General features: G+C 48.1%; 15 protein-coding genes. 2 read left to right on the forward strand and 13 right to left on the reverse strand.

Going from position 1 to position 17,315, the window contains the following annotated elements:
• Positions 1-211: 211 nt before the first annotated feature.
• The 4 genes from J2S20_RS08955 to J2S20_RS08970 form a co-directional block, all read right to left on the reverse strand.
• Complete coding sequence (locus J2S20_RS08955; protein WP_307255078.1) at positions 212-1,510, reverse strand: TRAP transporter large permease; 1,299 nt, start codon at positions 1,508-1,510, stop codon at positions 212-214.
• The gene (locus J2S20_RS08960) at positions 1,507-2,001 is read right to left on the reverse strand and encodes a TRAP transporter small permease (protein ID WP_307255079.1); all 495 of its coding nucleotides are present in this window, start codon (positions 1,999-2,001) and stop codon (positions 1,507-1,509) included. Before J2S20_RS08960 ends, J2S20_RS08955 begins: the two co-directional genes overlap by 4 nt.
• 105 nt (positions 2,002-2,106) lie before the next feature.
• Positions 2,107-3,180, reverse strand: a complete 1,074-nt coding sequence (locus J2S20_RS08965) for a DctP family TRAP transporter solute-binding subunit (protein WP_307255080.1) — start codon at positions 3,178-3,180, stop codon at positions 2,107-2,109.
• Between the two features lie 99 nt (positions 3,181-3,279).
• Positions 3,280-4,008: a GntR family transcriptional regulator gene (locus J2S20_RS08970; protein WP_307255081.1), complete on the reverse strand. Its 729-nt coding sequence runs from the start codon at positions 4,006-4,008 to the stop codon at positions 3,280-3,282.
• A gap of 224 nt (positions 4,009-4,232) precedes the next feature.
• Between J2S20_RS08970 and J2S20_RS08975 the strand changes: the two genes are divergently transcribed.
• Positions 4,233-4,868: a class II aldolase/adducin family protein gene (locus J2S20_RS08975; RefSeq protein ID WP_307255082.1), complete on the forward strand. Its 636-nt coding sequence runs from the start codon at positions 4,233-4,235 to the stop codon at positions 4,866-4,868.
• Between the two features lie 35 nt (positions 4,869-4,903).
• On the forward strand, positions 4,904-6,424 hold the full coding sequence (locus J2S20_RS08980) for a xylulokinase (RefSeq protein ID WP_307255083.1): 1,521 nt from the start codon (positions 4,904-4,906) through the stop codon (positions 6,422-6,424).
• 261 nt (positions 6,425-6,685) lie between these two features.
• On the opposite strand, the gene J2S20_RS08985 is transcribed toward J2S20_RS08980, so the two are convergent.
• The 9 genes from J2S20_RS08985 to nhaC form a co-directional block, all read right to left on the reverse strand.
• Positions 6,686-7,555, reverse strand: coding sequence for a bifunctional 5,10-methylenetetrahydrofolate dehydrogenase/5,10-methenyltetrahydrofolate cyclohydrolase (locus J2S20_RS08985; RefSeq protein WP_307255084.1), 870 nt, complete (start codon positions 7,553-7,555; stop codon positions 6,686-6,688).
• Positions 7,556-7,577: 22 nt separating this feature from the next.
• Entirely contained in the window at positions 7,578-8,342 is a 765-nt protein-coding gene (locus J2S20_RS08990) for a sulfite exporter TauE/SafE family protein (protein WP_106611739.1), read from the reverse strand.
• 225 nt (positions 8,343-8,567) lie between these two features.
• Positions 8,568-9,515: a D-2-hydroxyacid dehydrogenase gene (locus J2S20_RS08995; protein WP_307255086.1), complete on the reverse strand. Its 948-nt coding sequence runs from the start codon at positions 9,513-9,515 to the stop codon at positions 8,568-8,570.
• Positions 9,516-9,739: 224 nt separating this feature from the next.
• A complete protein-coding gene (gene gdhA, locus J2S20_RS09000) occupies positions 9,740-11,095 on the reverse strand; it encodes an NADP-specific glutamate dehydrogenase (protein WP_106611426.1) in 1,356 nt (451 codons plus the stop codon).
• Between the two features lie 218 nt (positions 11,096-11,313).
• Positions 11,314-12,507, reverse strand: a complete 1,194-nt coding sequence (gltS, locus tag J2S20_RS09005; RefSeq protein WP_307255087.1) for a sodium/glutamate symporter — start codon at positions 12,505-12,507, stop codon at positions 11,314-11,316.
• Positions 12,508-12,642: 135 nt separating this feature from the next.
• The gene (locus J2S20_RS09010; protein WP_307255088.1) at positions 12,643-13,617 is read right to left on the reverse strand and encodes a DNA-binding domain-containing protein; all 975 of its coding nucleotides are present in this window, start codon (positions 13,615-13,617) and stop codon (positions 12,643-12,645) included.
• Positions 13,618-13,619: 2 nt separating this feature from the next.
• Complete coding sequence (locus J2S20_RS09015) at positions 13,620-15,002, reverse strand: sensor histidine kinase (protein WP_307255089.1); 1,383 nt, start codon at positions 15,000-15,002, stop codon at positions 13,620-13,622.
• A 5-nt stretch (positions 15,003-15,007) separates the two neighbouring features.
• Positions 15,008-15,520 (reverse strand): hypothetical protein, encoded by a 513-nt coding sequence (locus tag J2S20_RS09020; RefSeq protein ID WP_106611423.1) that lies wholly within the window; start codon positions 15,518-15,520, stop codon positions 15,008-15,010.
• Between the two features lie 179 nt (positions 15,521-15,699).
• The gene (nhaC, locus tag J2S20_RS09025) at positions 15,700-17,232 is read right to left on the reverse strand and encodes a Na+/H+ antiporter NhaC (RefSeq protein ID WP_106611422.1); all 1,533 of its coding nucleotides are present in this window, start codon (positions 17,230-17,232) and stop codon (positions 15,700-15,702) included.
• Between the last annotated feature and the right edge of the window lie 83 nt (positions 17,233-17,315).

The raw sequence follows: 17,315 nt of genomic DNA on the forward strand, positions 1-17,315 counted from the left end.
CATCATCAAAAAGAGACCAGCACCAGCCAGTCTCTTTGTAAACCGGAATGCAACCTCCCGGAGGGTATTCATTTATAAGCAACTATGGACTCAGGGCAGGGTGAGAGGGGTTGCATCTCGTTTTACAAGTGAGGGTTCCATCTATGGAAACTTAATTCTTTACCAGCTCCCCCCATTGAGCTCTATAAAAAGGCTTCATCCTACTATCAGGTTATACGCTCCCCCCCAACAAACATGGCAATAGCTCTGTTATCTGCGGTACAGCAAAAGTAAGCACTGCCATAACTGTAACTGTTGCAATTACATAAATGGTATCCGGGAACGCCTCATCTATTTTCATATTTAATACACGACACGAAGTAAATAAATTAACTGACAGAGGAGGCGTTAAGCTTCCCACCATAAGCGCCATGAGCATCGCAATTCCAAAATGTAAAGGACTCATTCCAATGGACACAGCAATAGGTAATAATATCGGTGTCACTAAAATAATGATGCATACAGTTTCCATAAAAGTCCCTAATAACAATAGCAGCAAAATCATAAAGGCCATTATCATATATGGATTATTTGTTACATTCAGCAGCCAAGTTGCAAACAGGGCTGGAACATTTTGAATCGACATAATCCAACCAAAAGGGGTTGCCATTGATATGATAATCATTATAACGCCCGTTGTAACAACACTATCTGCTGCAACTTTCACAAATTCATTAACAGAAAGCTCTTTATAAACAAACGTTGCAAGAATAAACGCATAAATTACGGCCACCACCGCAGCCTCTGTCGCAGTACATATTCCGGAAAAAACACCTCCTAATATTGCAACAGGCATCAATAGAGGAAGTAACGCGCTGACAATTATTTCAACTCTTTCCCTTGCTGTATAGACATGCTGATCTTTATTCTCTTGTTTTTGTCTTTTAGAAGCAAAAAAGCCATTCATAATGATCAACGAAACTATACATAATATGCCTGGTAGTACACCACCCAAAAACATATTTCCCACAGATACACCTGAAGCTTGTGCATACACGACCATTACAATACTTGGAGGAATAATGCAGGCCATGGTGCCCCCCGCAGCAATTAGGCCAGCAGTAAGCGCCTTGGGATAACCCGATTCAATCATTGAAGGCCCCATGATCTTTCCAATTGCCGCTGCAGAAGCTACTCCTGATCCAGAAACCGCTCCAAAAAAACCACAGGCCGCCATTGCCGTTGCCCCCAATCCCCCCGGCACTTTTCTTAAAAGCATATTAGCCAGTTTAATAAGTCGGGGAGTAGTTCCATAAACCATCAACGAGCCCGCAAAAATAAACATAGGCATTGCTAACATATTAAAACTCTTTGCACCCCCAACCATCCTTTGCACAACAATCGATAAATCCGGACCTCCATCTATCCACAACAAGGTCATACAGGATATGCCAATTGAAAACGCCACAGGAACGCCAATAACAAGACAAATCCCTAAAGAAATGAACAGTGACATCAGCCCTGCGCTCATTGATTAAAAGCCTCCTCCATAAAAGAAACATCTCTTCCCATCATTTTGCAAATAACAACATACAAATGCGCCAGATAAAATGCAATCATCAATATTGATCCCAGCACAATAGCCAAGTAATTGATGCTCATTGGTAAATGTAATGCCGCTGTATGCATTGAAAAATTCTTTAGTACTCCTAAATACGAGTATCTTATAACTATACTCAGAAAAGCTATACTTATTAAATCATCAATCATCTCAAAAATACTATATAGTTTGTTCGGTAATAGCCTGATAAAAAAATCTATTCTAGTATTACTATTATTAATCGTCGCTATTGCAGCTCCAAAAAAAGTCACATAAATCATTAATATACTCGCAACTTCTTCAACCCAAGTAAAGGAATGACCAAAAAAATTACGATTAACAACCTGCATCGCCACTATAACTGTCAAGAAGCAAATCGTAAAACAACTCAGTAATCTCAACCCCTTTTTAATGATTTTCAAAAAGATCAGCAATTTTTGCTCTCCCTTCCTGATAATACAGGCTTGTTTCCTTCCCGAAGCGAAACAAGCCTGTATTATTCCACAACATTTAATATCATGTAAACATTATTTATTAAAAGACGTCGCTAAATCAATCCACGATTGACCATCTGAATATTTATTTGCAAAATCCTGCCAGATAGGCTTCATGACATTCTGGAACGCCTCACTGTTTACATTATTTACTTCCATTCCTGCATCCTTTAGCATATTCAAATACTTTTCTTCATCATTTTCTTTCAAATCAATTTCCTTTGCCTTAGCTGCTTCTTCCACAAGAATATTCTGATACTCCTGTGGAAGACTGTTAAACCAATTGGCATTACAGACAAAAGGAGCTGCATCATACATATGTCCGGTCAAAGAAAGATACTTTTGGACATCCTGTAAAGAAGATGTATAAATATTGGCCAGTGGGTTTTCCTGCCCATTGATAGTTCCATTTTGCAACCCTGTATATACATCTGAAAATGGCATAATTACAACCGATGCATCAAGAGCATCATACATAGCAACCTTCATTTCATTCTCATTGGTTCTAAATTTAATTCCTTTGACATCCTCCGGCTCCGCGATTGGACGCGTATTATTTGTCATATGACGATATCCCGATTCCCAAATTGAAAGCACTTTATATCCCATAGGTTCAACCAATTCCGAAGCATATTTTTCTCCAAGTTCTCCATCCCACGCTTTTCTAGCGTTATCAATATTTGTAAAAAGAAATGGTAATAACGCAAAATTCACTTCCGGATTAATGCTTGAAAAATTAGCCGCTCCCATTTGAACACATGCTTCTGTATCTCCATTTCTCACCTGCTCCACAAGGTCCGTCTCCCCGCCGAGAGCTGAATCCGGGAAAATCTGAACTTTAATTCCTCCATTAGTTCTTGACTCTACGGCTTCTTTAAAACTCTGCAAAGCAATAGTTGAAGGATTTGTCGAAGATACAGCCGAACCTATATTCATTTTATATACATTGACGTTTCCATCAGGGCTTTTTTCTCCTGCAGTACTTCCTGCATCAACACCTGTACTACTCTCTGGCACTGTAGTTTGATCAGGGCTCTTCACTCCGCACCCCCATAATGACGTCAGAGCAATAGCTCCTGCAATAACACACACTATAATCTTTTTCACAACACATTCCTCCTTAATATATTTTAACTCGTTAGTAACTGTATATGCACTCAGCCTAATTTCTTAAAGCTGAATTTACATTTAGAATATCTGTGTTCTTTACGTCTCATATACTCTTTTGATATTCCTCAGTTTCAAGCATTTCATCTGAGTTTCTTCATCAATAACGTAATCGTCGCACGCCCTCAAAATATGTCTAATTACTGCATTAATCATCCGACGTGCATCCAATGCACGTATTGCATCTGCTATAGCTTGATGTTCTATAAGATTCGCCTCCAAAATACTAAGTTTTAATGGAGCATGTGTTGATTCCAAATATGCCAAATAAGTAGTTTTATTTGTGTCAAGTTCCATATAATACTGATAAACCTTTTCATTCCCACAATATCTCATGTAACACCGATGAAATTTTGTTTCATTAATCACCCAGTCCTCATACTGAATGCTGGCTCTGGCGGAAATTTGTTTCCTCATCTCTTCCAAAACAGCATCCAATTCTGCAATCATCTCCGTATGTTCGCGAGCTTCTTTAATAATATTATCCGCATAAAATATCTCACACATAAGACGTGCTTCAAGAGCATCAATCAGTTCAGAATTCGTGTACCTTTTCACAATCATGCTGCGTCTTGGCAAATCCTCAACGTATCCTTCCGCCACCAAACGATTCAACGCATCCTTTATTGGAGTATGGCTAACACCAAGCTCCTCTGATAACTCTCGTACAATTAATTTCTTTCCTGCAGGATATTTCCCTGTATAAATCTTATTTCTAATTGAACTCGCTATATTATCCACCAATGATCTATCAATATTTTTATCCACTTCGCCCTCTTTTTTACCTAAATTTTTTTATTTATTTGCATACTATCACATTTCAAACCTTAATTAAACTCTATTTTTAGTCTAAATTATTATATATTTTTTGTATAATATCCACAAATATATCGCTGCTTTTTTATTTATATATATATTAATTTAATTATTTGTTATAATATCGATATGTAGTTTTTACTTATATTTTTTACCCAAATTTATGGAGGCAACAAGTGAGATCAACAGATATAATTCCAAAATTATTAAACTATTGCCATATGATTCAAGCAAAAGGTTTAACCTGTGGCTCAGGCGGAAATATCAGTCTTATGTGTGATGACGGCGTACTCATAACTCCTTCAGGAAAAAGTTTTGAGTCGCTTTCTGCTTCTGATTTTGTTTTATTACGCGAGGATGGCTCTTACCTTTCATGTAACGGCCTTGTTCCTTCAAAAGAATGGAGAATGCATTTAATGTGCTACAAAAAAAATACTGTCAGGGCCGTCGTACATTTACACAGTACATTTTCTGTTATTCTGGCTTGCTCAAATAACATTAATAAAGAATGCGCCATCCCAATATACACCCCCGGTTACGGTATGCGCGTTGGCCGTTTACCGTTAATCCCATATGCAACGCCTGGATCTCAAGAGCTTAGTACAATGGTTTATTCAGCATTAAAAAGCCACAAGGCTGTGCTACTGCAAAATCATGGATATATAGTCACCGATAGTTCTTTGGAATCTGCAATTAATACAGCTGAAGAAATCGAAGAAGAGGCAAAATTACACGTGTTTTTACGCGGACAAGGCATAACCCTAACCGGTGTTCAACAGCAACAGTTGGGAATCACAGATCCAATCATATAACTTCAGACAACTTCTGTTATTCAAAAGGAGCTTTCATGAAAAACCATTCTGCTATTACATTATTAGGAATTGATATCGGCACTACCGGCACTAAATGTACCCTTTATAATAAAGATAGCACTATAATAGCACAGGCCTACACCGAATACCCTATGATACACCCGCGTCCCGAATGGACCGAGCAGAATCCTGACGTTTGGTGGCAGGCAACCTGTTCCAATCTAAAACAAATTTTCGCTGATAAAAAGATTAATCCAGCTGAGATTGCAGCCATTGGGCTTAGTTGTACCAATGCAATCACCATAGTAGACAAAAATGGCATTCCTTTATATAACGCAATTGGTCACCAGGATAAACGCGCAGACAAAGAAGTTGAATGGCTCAAAAAAAATATCGGCAATGACCTTATCGAATCTCATTGTAACAATCAGTTAGCTAAGGGCTCTTTTAGTTTACCTTCTATAAAATGGTTTTTTAATCATTTCCCAAAATTATCTACCAAAGCATATAAAATATTAATGCCCAGTGGGTATATAATATATAAACTAACCGGAATATTTTCGATGAATATTCCCAGAATGAGTTTAACTCTATTAGGAAATATCCATACCGAACAATGGGACGCAGAGATTGCAAACAAGGCCGGAATCCCCGCAAGAATTTTACCTCCGCTATACGAACCTACAGACATAGTAGGCGTTGTAACCGAAACCGCCGCAAAGATAACCGGATTAACTGCAGGTACACCAGTGTGCGCAGGATGCCTCGATACAGTCGTCTCTACCCTCGCTTCAGGGGCTGTCAACGTTAATGATATGGCTATTACCATTGGAAGCAGCGCACGAATCTGTTATATTTCTGACCAGCTACCTCTTAATCACAAATTATTAACCACAAGATCTCCTTACAAAGGTCTTTATACTATAATACAGTCCACGGATAACGCCGGGGTTTCATTACGTTGGTTCCGAGATGTTTTTGGACGGGCAATAGAATCCGATGCCCGCACACGCGGTTGGAGTATCTATGACTATATGGATTACATGGCTGCACAGGTTTATCCCGGTTCTGGTGGCTTGATTTATCTTCCCTATTTAAATGGAGAAAAAGCCCCTATTTGGAATTCTAAAGCCAAGGGCGTTTTTTTTGGCATTTCCTTGGACACCACATATGCCACATTTATACGCGCGATAATGGAAGGTGTTGCTTTTTCAATCAAACACTGTTTAGAAGAATTCCCAAAGTCAAATCCCTCCAACGCCCCTATTCCCATTGGGGGCGGCGGTGCCCAAAGCCAAATATGGTGTCAAATTATATCTGATGTATTAAATCTCCCCGTAATACAATTAAAAACATCAGAAACAGAAACCCTTGGCGATATGATAATTGCTGCGCAAAGCGTTGGAATCAAAGAAATCACCAACGAATACGGAAAAGAACTTGCCTCACACGGAGCTTTAATAGTTCCCAATATCGACAACGCAAAATTGTATAACCGCCAATATCAAAAATATAAAAATATATATATTCATTTAAAGGATGATTTTGATACTTAATTTCACAGTATAAAAGCTCTGATTTTAGAAACGAAAATGTTCTTCGTAGTCATGGCCACCAGCCTAGCCGGTGGTTTTTATCTAAGGCTAAAACCGATTGGTGTCCCACCTAGGTTTTTGTTTCCTGTTCACTTTTCGTGTTCCGAAAAATGAGCAGGAAACATGCCATACCAACAAGCGTGGGGGCTGTTGTTAAAAAAAAACAACAGCCCCCACTAAGAATTATTCAAGAAATCTCTCAATATTAGTCCAAGCGCAAAATTACTTCACCACCAATTCTCTCTTCATCACCCGCTCTGCGGCCTCCACCACATGCTTGGCGAGCACTGCCGAGGTCACAGTTCCGACCCCGCCCGGCACCGGGGTGATCGCCTCCACGACAGGCTCGACCTCATCAAAGCATACATCTCCGCAGATGTTTCCGTCCTGATCCTGATTGATTCCGACGTCCAGCACCACCTGCCCCGGAGACACATATTCTCTCGTCACCAGCCCGGCGCAGCCTGCGGCGGAGATCAGGATCTCCGCATTTCTTGCGTGTGCGGCGGTGTCTACCGTATCAATATGGCACATGGTCAGTGTCGCGCAGCGGTTTAAGAGCATGGCTCCGACCGGTCTCCCGATAACCAGGCTCGCACCGATCACTGTAACACGGGCGCTCCTTACCTGATAGCCATAAAAATCCAGTATCTCCATGCATGCCTGCGCTGTGCTCGGCGGAAAGCTCCCCTTCCCGCCGGTAAACACATCTCCCAGTGCTCCGCGGGTGATGCCGTCCATATCCTTCTCCGGATTAAGCAGTGCGCATACTTCACGCTCCGCCTCCGGATCCGGAAGCGGGCGAAACATCAGACAGCCGTGAATCTCTTCCCGCTCATTGATCTCCCGTATACAGGAGAGCAGCGCCTCTCTCGAACAGTCTTCCGGGAGCACATAGCGCTGCACTGCGATGCCCAGCTTCTCACAGCGTTTTCCAGCGCCGCGTTCATAGGCCACATCCGCCGGGCGCTCCCCCAGCCGCACAGTCGCAAGCGTCGGCACGACACCTCTCTCCCTAAGCTTCTTCACCCGCTCCGCAAGCTCCGCGCTGATTGCTGCGGCAACCGGAGCGCCCTTCAGTAATCTTGCCATACCTTCTCCCTCCGCCACACTTCTACAGCAACTCCGACACTACCTTCAGAAACAGCAGAACCAGCACTGCCAGCATGATGGGCCGCACAATTTTACTGCCCTTCTCCATCACCATTCCTGAGCCGATATAAGCCCCCAGCATATTGCAGAGCGCCGCGGCTGCCCCGAGCGGAATGAGCACGGTCCCGTTCATCAGAAAGATCACCAGGGAGGTCAGGTTGCTGGTGAGATTGATCGCCTTTGTCTGTCCATTCGCAGTGGCCATGCTGAGCTTTGAAAAAATTGTCAGCAGCACTATGAGAAAGGTTCCGGTCCCCGGGCCATACAGCCCATCATACATCCCGACCGCAAAGGCAGCGAGCGTCGCGCTGATATAGCTCCTCCGGGTGATGCGCTCATGTTCCTTCCCGATATCCTTCAGTATGTGCTTGTTCAGTACGGCAAAAGCAACAAGAGGCAATATTGCCAGAAGAATAACCAGCATCACCCGCTCGTCCAGGCGGAGGGAAATGTGTGCGCCCAGCGAGGAACCAACGACCGCCGCTACAATTGTCGGCAGCGCCAGACTCCAGTTGATCATCTTCTTTCTCGCAAAACGCACAGTGGCGAGCGTAGTTCCGCAGGCGGAGGAGAGCTTGTTGGTTCCAACCGCGAGGTGCACCGGCAGGCCCGCAAAAAGGAAGGCCGGGAGCGAGATTAGCCCGCCTCCGCCTCCGATGGCGTCTACCAGACCCGCCACAAAAACCAGCGGGCATACAATCAAAAACGTGAGCGGTGTGAGTGACATTTCATTTCCGTCCTTTCCTGCCTGAGCGATGATCTGATATCTGCACAAGAACCCTGATTTCAGGGCTTCATTATAGACCCGGAATACCTCTTCTGTCCACGCCAAAACAGCAGGCATCACTGTGCCGCAATATCTCTTTTCAAAAGTCCGCCTAAAAGGGACATCGCCGCCTGCTCCACAGGAGCAGGCGGCGATGTCCTCTATATTTTGACTCTCATACCCTCATCAATTAAAACCCATAACTTCCTTCACTTTGCCCGTGATGTAAACGCCGATATCTCTTGCCGCATCCGTAGACTGAGCGCCGAGATGCGGAGTGATAATAAAGTTATCACAGTCAAACAGCGGGTTTGTGAACTCATCGTTTCCGCTGAGTCCGCTGCCGGCAAGCTCATTCTCCAGAACGTCAGAAGCATAGCCGCCAATTCCGCCTTCCTTCAGAGCCTCACACATATCTGCCTCATTGACGATGCCGCCGCGGCTCATGTTCAGAACCACTGCGCCGTCCTTCATCATCTTAATGGACTCCTTATTGAAGAGATCCTTGGTCTCCGGTGTCAGCGGAACGTGGATGGAGATAAAATCGGAAGCCTTGATCAGCTCCTCAACACCCATTCCCTTTGCGCCCTCTCTCTCAAAATCCTCCGGCTTTAAGTAGGGATCGTAGGCAACGATATCCATCTTGAACGCCTTGCCCAACTCACCGACACGGCGGCCAATGCGGCCAAAGCCCATGATGCCGAGCGTCTTTCCGCGAAGCTCGCGGCCGATGTACTTGTACTTATCCCAGATGTGGTTGACCTTCACATCATAGTTTGCCGGGATGGTGTTTCTGGAGATGTCGAGCATCTTGGAGATCGTGAGCTCTGCGACCGCATTTGCATTGAGTCCGGGTGCGTTGAAGACCTGGATGCCCTTCTCCTTCGCATACTCCATATCGACGTGATTCAGGCCAACTGCGCAGACACCGATGACCTTCAGCTGCTTAGCTGCGTCAAGGATATCTCTGTCAATCTTCGGATCAACGCGCATAATCAGCACATCGACATCTGCGATCTCCTTTATCATCTCTTCCTTGGAGAGCGGCTTCCCATCAGAGGTTTTGACCTCCATATATTTCTTCAGCTCTTCTGCGATTCCGGCATATACCGCATCGGTAATCAAGCATTTCATAGTACAATTCTCCTTTCGCGATTTATCTGCTGTTCATCATTGCACGGCCGTACCCGGCTCAAGGCCAAAGCTCTGTCTGATAGTCAAATGACCGGGCCCTGAGGGCCCGGTCACACTCAATCCTCCGGATCAGCCCGTAGAACAGGTTCCGATCCAAGGGGGTGACCGGAACCTGTGCGGAGCTTATGAGCTCACCTTAAAGTGAACCGAGCGAAGCGCATGGATTAATATGCGCGGCCCTGCTTAACCATAGCGTTGGCAACCTTCTCGAAGCCAACAATGTTTGCGCCTGCAACGAGGTTGTAGCCGAGGCCGTACTTCTTGGCAGCCTCTGCGGAGTTGTCATGGATGCCCTTCATGATTCTGTGCAGCCACTTATCAACCTCTTCGCCCTCCCAGAACAGTCTCTCGGAGTTCTGAGACATCTCAAGTGCGGAAACGGAAACACCACCGCAGTTAACAGCCTTGGACGGAGCAACGATCATGTTCTTCTGCTCCATGAGGAACTTCAGAGCTTCGTTGGTGGTCGGCATGTTCGCAACCTCGATGTAGTACTTGATGCCGTTTGCAACGATCTTCTTTGCCTGCTCAAGGTCTACGTCGTTCTGAGTCGCGCAGGGCATAACGATATCAACATCCTTCAGGCCCCACGGCTTCTGGCCCGCAAAGAACTCAACGCCGAACTTGTCAGCATAATCCTGAACCTTGTTGCGGCCGGAAGCTCTCATCTCAAGCATGAAGTTGATCTTCTCCTCAGTCACAACGCCCTCCGGATCATAGACATATCCGTCCGGTCCGGACAGGGTAACAGCCTTTGCACCGAGTGCAGCGAGCTTCTTGCAGACGCCCCATGCAACATTACCAAAGCCTGCAACCGCAACTCTCTTGCCCTTCATCTCATCCTTCTCGTGCTCGAGTACGGACTGGAGATAGTAGACAGCACCGTAGCCGGTAGCCTCCGGACGGAATGCAGAGCCGCCGAACAGCGGATCCTTACCGGAAAGAGCACCGTTCGCATAGGAGCCGGTCAGTCTTCTCCATGCACCGAACATATAACCGATCTCACGTCCGCCGACACCGAGGTCGCCAGCCGGGCAGTCAACATCCGGTCCGATGAACTTATAGAGGCCCTGCATGAAGGACTGGCAGAATCTCTGGATTTCCTTATCGGACTTGCCGTTCGGATCGAAGTCCGCGCCGCCCTTTGCACCGCCGATCGGCAGGGTGCTCAGCGCATCCTTGTAAACCTGCTCAAAACCGAGGAACTTGACAACAGACATATTTACGTTCGGAGCGAAACGAAGGCCGCCCTTGTACGGTCCAATTGCAGAGTTGAACTGTACTCTGTAACCGGTATTGACGTGAAGCTTTCCGTTATCATCCTCCCACGGAACGCGGAACATGATGGTTCTCTCCGGCACTACCATTCTCTCGAGGATTGCATTCTCCTCATACTCCGGATGCGCATCAATCAGCGGGCTGAGAGAAGAAAGAACTTCCTCAACGGTCTGGCAGAACTCAGGCTGATCGGCGTACTTCTTCTTGACGTCTTCAATCACTCTCTCGATATAAGCGTTCATGTAACATTCCTCCTATAAAATTATAAAGGTTAATGTGTTCATGGTGCAATTCATCTAGCGATGAATCATATCATAGCTTCCATTATATACTATTTCTACAGGAACGGTTATCAGACTTCTCTATGCGGTTATCGCGGATAGCGATAGGCAACCCGTTAACGCGCTGAACAGCTGACGTCTTCTGCACTCCGGAGCGTCCCATTCCCGCTTATGCTGTTTCAAAGAACATTTGCAAATCCTGTAATAATCGCCGCATTTAAAAAGTCAATAAAGAGCGAACCGACCAGCGGCACGATCATGAAGGCCACTGGGGCCGGGCCGTAAGCATTGGTGATCGCCTGCATATTTGCCATGGCATTCGGAGTTGCCCCCATGCCGAAGCCGCAGAAGCCGGAGGATATCGTCGCTGCATCGTAGTCTCTGCCCATAACGTTAAAAACTACGAATGAGGCATAAAGGAACATGATCACCGTCTGAAGCAACAGTATCACCACCATGGGAAGTGCCAGAGATACCAGCTGCCAGAGTTTCAGATTGATCATTGCAAGGCCGAGGAAAAGGGACAGACAGACATTCCCGAGCGTTCCCATTTCCTGCATGGGCATCTTCACTCTGCGCATCTCCTGCACATTGCGGATGATGGCTCCTACAATCATCGCGCCGATATAGCCGGGGAGCGTAATCAGGCGACCGAGCAGCGCAGAGACAATGGTTCCAAGTCCCACACCGACGACGATATATATCGCCGCGTCCATGATATTTTCCTCTGTCAGGACCTCTGTATCCCCCACCGCAGCAGGTGCATCTGCGAGCTGTCCCTGCGCGCGGAGCCCCGCGGACTTCAGTCCGTAGGAGCGGATCTTTCCGTACGCAATGGGACCGCCTATCATACATCCCGCGATGAGACCGTAGGTTGCAGCCGCCACTGCAACAGTCGTTGCATTCTCAACACCCAGTCCTTCAAGGAAGGGGCCGAACGAGCCCGCCGTTCCATGTCCGCCGACCAGTGGGATGGATCCCATGGCAAGCCCGATGCGCGCATCCAGTCCGAACAGTTTCGCGCCAATGCCGCCGATTACATCCTGAATTGCGCACATCAGCACGGCAAGAAGAAGAAATTTAATTACCCCGATGCCGCCCTTCTTCAGCATGCCGAAAGCAGCCATGTAGCCCACGCTGCAGAAAAAGCCTGTCATAAACACATTCTGCAGCGTTGTGTCCATCTCAAATTCCACAACACCCGCGCTTCGCAGCACCAGATGCAGGAGCGCGAAAATCAGCCCGCCGACCACCGGCGCCGGTATGCAGTAGCGCCGCAGAAATTCAACGCGCTTCACCAGCACCCTTCCGATGAGCAGCATAATAACCGCAAGACCAAGCGCCTGATACATATCAAGTTTCAAAACCTGCATAGCAACCTCCTCCTTACACCGCAACTCCGTCTCTGCACACTCATGCCGGCAGCAAACGCGCTCCGACACCCTCCCGTGCAGTGAGCTCTCTCTGTATCCAGTGTATGAAAGGGCTACAAAAAGTTACAGAAAGCTTCAGAAATTCTTCAGATTTCTTTCAGCAATCAGCATAAGACTATCAATAAAGGTCTTTATTGAGACCTTTCCACCAGCCGCCCGCTTTCCACGCACATAATCCATCTCCGCGCGCACCTCCTCAAAGGAAAAGAGCGTGCTCGCATACTCTGTAAAAATGTCGTTCATAAAATCCTCTATGCCCAGATGGGCGAGGTTGGTGAGTCCCACTGAAATCGCGCGGCGCATCCGCTGCTCCATGCTCTTCGGCGCATCGCTCAGCTCGCCGCAAATATCACGCACGCTCTCCCGACTCATAAAGCGCCCCTCCTCCCTGAGCATCACGCAGATGCGGATAATGTCAGCACTCCCCTTCTCTCCCGCCATGCCCAGTTTTCCAAGAATTTCTGCGACCTGACGCTCAAAGCCGTTCCCGCGGGACGACACGCGCCCTGCGCTCTGCTTTCCACCGGAAGCCTCCGGCCTCCGCGCCACTGCGTCTTCCGAATACTGTGGCCCCTCCGGGTACCGTGTGCCTTCTGGGTACCGTGTGCCCTCCGGGTACTGCGTGCCCTCCGGGTAAAACATACTCCTCAGATGTGCGATGGTTCTCTCATTTCGGAGCTGCTTTGCCACTGTTGCGATCACAGAGCTGACCTCAATGATATTAATCGGCTTATTGATAAAGAACTCCACACCCGCATCATAGGCCTTCGCGATCATGTCCTTGGAAGAGACCTGCGAGATCATGATGAATTTTGCATGACAGCCGAGCGCACGAAGCTCCCGCACCAGCGCAACGCCATCCTTCCCCGGCATCAGAAAGTCAACGAGGACAATGTCCGGCGCTGCCGCAAGTATCTGCTCTGCCTTCGGAAGATGTCCCATTGTGCTGCCGAGCACCACACCGAGCTCATGATCCTCTATCATATCCTGAAGGATCTCTATCATCGTATCATCGTCCTCAACGATATAAATTCCCGGCTTCTCCTTCATGCTCAATCCTCCTCTCCCTTCTCTGTTCGCCGTGCCGCACGCAGCTTCACCCTCTCCTCATAGCTCTGCCTCTCCGTGTCTGTGAGCTCCAGCACAGCCGCGGGAATTTCCACTGTAAAGGCTGCGCCGTGCCCGAGTGTCGACTCCACAGAAATCACGCCGGAGAGCCTCTCCTCCACAATATTTTTCACTCCTGCAAGCCCAACTCCCCGATAGATATTTCCCGTCTTCTCATCAAACTTACTGGAATAACCGAGCCGAAATATCTTCTCCCAATTCTTTCTGACTATGCCCGGACCGTCATCTGCGACACGGAAGATATAGCTCTCCCCCTCCTTCCACTCCATCACAAAAATAGTCCCGCTGCGCCGTATCCCCTCAATCGCCTCAATGGCATTGCTGGCCAAATTTTTCAGTATCATCATGAGCGCGTAATGCCTGCCCGTCATAAAATCATCGCGGCAATCAAAGATCAGTCGAATGTTCAGTTCTTTCTCCCGGAGTACGCCGTGCAGTGTCGCCTCAAGAATTTCCATCAAATCGCGAAAGTGCATATGATCCTCATCATACTCGCTGTTAACTGTCTCCTCCACCCCCTGAATAATACGGAAATAGTCCTTCTTGATCTCATGCACATCCCGCGCAATATCAAAGGCCATGCGCCCCAGCTCCTCGGAACCTGCCTGCTGCATGATCTCGCTCAGCCTGTAGGCGTTCCGCATCACCCGCTCTATCTCATCTGAATTCTTATGCATAAGATAGAGCTCATTTTTGAGCCCTGTCGTGATCAGAAACAGACGCTGATACCTCTGTTCCTGTTCATTCCGCACCTGCAGCTCGCGGTACTGTCTGTCCAGAAGCAGCAGTCCCAGTACCATCGCCGTGCGGGCCAGCGCAATGAGGAATAAACTCTCAAATGCCTGCAGATCCGGCTTTTGTGCATGAAGCAGGCTGATGCGGAGCAGTATCTCCGCCATATTTGCACCGAAATCACTGAAAAAAGCCGCGACAGTGACACGCGGCGTCGATGCAATATTGCGATTTCTGATCTGCAGCTGAAACAGCAGTCCGTAAAAAATGTAATAGAGAGCGCCCGGAACCAGCTGCAGCACCGCTGCCTCCAGGCCCCTCCGTTCAAGCAGCAAAAGCAGCAGACGAAACAGAAATACAATTCCGGAGCTCCAGAGACAGATGGACAGTGTAGGCAGCTGGATTCCCACTGTCATCAGCAGCACCGGAAGCAGAACAACAGAGGCAGATATGCGAAAGTCACTTAAAAATACATTCAGATAGAGCTGTGACATCACCGCAATCAGCGTTCCGATCAATATGCTCCGTCGCAGTGGATGGAACTCAAAGGGTCTGCGTCCCGGCCCACAATCCATCGCCCTCATTTCTTTCTGCCGTAGTAGCGCGGCACGCTCTGTTCCCTGCCCTCATCCGATTCCGCCACTCTGATATGATGCTTCTGGCGCCGCGCAAGATCCATAATTTGCTGAGACTCCTCCCGCGTAAAGAAGAGGCGCTTCACCCTGTCGCCGTGGCCAAAATAAAGTGCCACCAGTGTCGGATGCTTTAAGTCCTCTCGCACAAGCGTTGAGATCTCATCCCAGCTGCAAAGTTCATAATGCGTCGTGATACGCATCTGATAATAGGTCTCCACTCCGCGCTCCGTCACCACCACCTGTTTCTTCATGAGCAGCACAAGAATATAGAGCAGCCCGAAGAGCAGGGCAATGCGAAATCTTGTGATGAGCCCCCCCAGCACCAAGAAAGCGCAGAGGAACCAGCAGCCGTAGCGCACCCACGCCTTTCGGGGCTTCAGTTCCCTCGCCTCGATCACCAGACCCTGAAGGTCTTCCCATGGAAGTCCTTTTTTATTTCTCTCTTTCTCTGCACTCATACTCCGATATCCTTTCTCTGTACGAATTTTTATTTTATCTGCGCACCAGCAGCGCCGGAATTTCCTGTGAAGTGAAAAACGGATGTGCCGACATCGTCAGCACATCCGTCAGTTTCATTTATAGTACCACAGAGCTTTCTGTCACAGCAAGCCTGTGTGCTCGTTCTATACACAAATCTTTACTTCGCCGGAACCGGAGCCTTTCCTGCTGCGCGGAGCGCCTCGAGATTCTTCATAGCGATCTCATGCGCCTCCTCCGGAGCACCTGCCGGCTTGTGCATGGTGGTCTTTCCGAATAGATTCGTGTATGCGCCGTCAGCCCAGAAGATATTCCTGCCGAGGAAGGCGGTGATTGCCGCATAAATCGGGTTCAGAAGGTTCACAAAGGCATAGGGGAAGTACGCGAAGGGATGTACACCCAGAACGCCCATCTGGTATGCACCGCAGCCTGTCCAGGGGAACATGACCGCCCAGAGCGTACCTGCATCCTCAAGAGTACGGGACAGCATGTTGCGCGCAAGACCCATCTCATCGAACTTATCCGAATACAGCGGTGCCGGAACACCGATACCCAGGAACTGGTCACACATAGTTGCATCGCAGAACAGGGAGGTGAGCAGGGTAGCAAGAACCAACTGACCAACGCTGTGGAGCTTGTGCTTCAGACCGCCAAACAGGGACTCGACGCAGCCGCAGCGCTCAAGCGCGCCGCCGTAAGCAACTGCAAGAAGGATCAGATTGATGGTCCACATCTGATGATCCATACCGCCGCGGTTCAGGAGCTTATCCGCGATCTCATTTCCGGTCTCAACAGAGAAACCGTAGTGCAGCGCACCAAAGATATCTCCGATATTGGTCATGCCCTGTGTGAACATCGCAAAGAGAACACCGCAGAGTACGGAGATCGCGATCCCGACGAGTCCCGGGACCTTCATGACGCAGGCCAAAATAACCACAACGATCGGGAGGAGAAGCAGCGGGCTCAGGTTGAAGTTTGCAGCAATTGCCGCCTGGAGATCCTTTGCGACACTCGCATCATAGCCGGAGATATTTCCGCTCATACCGAGAATGGTGTAAAGAATCAGAGCAATCACAAAGGTCGGAGCTGTGGTGGAAACCATGGCCGTGACGTGATCGAAGAGGCCGGTTCCGGAGACAGCTGCCGCAAGGTTGGTGGTGTCGGACAGCGGGGAGAACTTATCGCCGAGGTAAGCACCGGAGATGATCATACCTGCGGTGATGGCCGGGTTGATGCCGAGACCCGCACCGATTCCGAGGAATGCGATACCGACAGTAGCAGTTGCAGTCCAGGAGGAGCCGCAGGCAAGACCTACGATCGCGCACATGATGCAGCCGACCGGCAGGAAGAGCTGCGGGGTCAGAAGATCCAGGCCGTAGTAGATCAGAGCCGGGATGGTTCCGGACATGATGAAGGACGCGACCAGAAGTCCGACGGTGCAGAGGATGAGAATCGCCTCCAGCGTCGCATTCAGACGATCCAGCATACCGGCGAGTATGTCGGAGAAGCTGTGTCCGCAGAGGCTTCCGATGATGCAGGCCACACAGATGGATACCGCCAGCGGCATATGTGCATCCGTATAACCGGTATCTCCGACAAAGCCCATCAGCATCAGTCCCATCATGACGACAATCGGAATGATCGCCTCCACGACATTGGGGAGTCTTACCGGTCTCTTTGTTGTTTCACTCATAACTTTGAACCCCTCTTTCTTATGATGTTGTTTCTCCAGTTCCACTTTACTTAAATCTTACAGCCGAATCCTGCATCATTCCG

Source organism: Moryella indoligenes (assembly GCF_030812885.1).
Classification (GTDB): domain Bacteria; phylum Bacillota; class Clostridia; order Lachnospirales; family Lachnospiraceae; genus Moryella; species Moryella indoligenes.

Bases quoted from the DNA above. Each gene is read 5' to 3' on its own strand.
- J2S20_RS08990 (WP_106611739.1), bottom strand. From the start codon at position 8,342: ATGTCACTCACACCGCTCACGTTTTTGATTGTATGCCCGCTGGTTTTT.
- J2S20_RS09020 (WP_106611423.1), bottom strand. From the start codon at position 15,520: ATGAGTGCAGAGAAAGAGAGAAATAAAAAAGGACTTCCATGGGAAGAC.
- J2S20_RS09015 (WP_307255089.1), bottom strand. From the start codon at position 15,002: ATGGATTGTGGGCCGGGACGCAGACCCTTTGAGTTCCATCCACTGCGA.
- J2S20_RS09010 (WP_307255088.1), bottom strand. From the start codon at position 13,617: ATGAAGGAGAAGCCGGGAATTTATATCGTTGAGGACGATGATACGATG.
- J2S20_RS08995 (WP_307255086.1), bottom strand. From the start codon at position 9,515: ATGAAATGCTTGATTACCGATGCGGTATATGCCGGAATCGCAGAAGAG.
- J2S20_RS08985 (WP_307255084.1), bottom strand. From the start codon at position 7,555: ATGGCAAGATTACTGAAGGGCGCTCCGGTTGCCGCAGCAATCAGCGCG.
- gltS (WP_307255087.1), bottom strand. From the start codon at position 12,507: ATGCAGGTTTTGAAACTTGATATGTATCAGGCGCTTGGTCTTGCGGTT.
- gdhA (WP_106611426.1), bottom strand. From the start codon at position 11,095: ATGAACGCTTATATCGAGAGAGTGATTGAAGACGTCAAGAAGAAGTAC.
- J2S20_RS08955 (WP_307255078.1), bottom strand. From the start codon at position 1,510: ATGAGCGCAGGGCTGATGTCACTGTTCATTTCTTTAGGGATTTGTCTT.
- J2S20_RS08980 (WP_307255083.1), top strand. From the start codon at position 4,904: ATGAAAAACCATTCTGCTATTACATTATTAGGAATTGATATCGGCACT.
- nhaC (WP_106611422.1), bottom strand. From the start codon at position 17,232: ATGAGTGAAACAACAAAGAGACCGGTAAGACTCCCCAATGTCGTGGAG.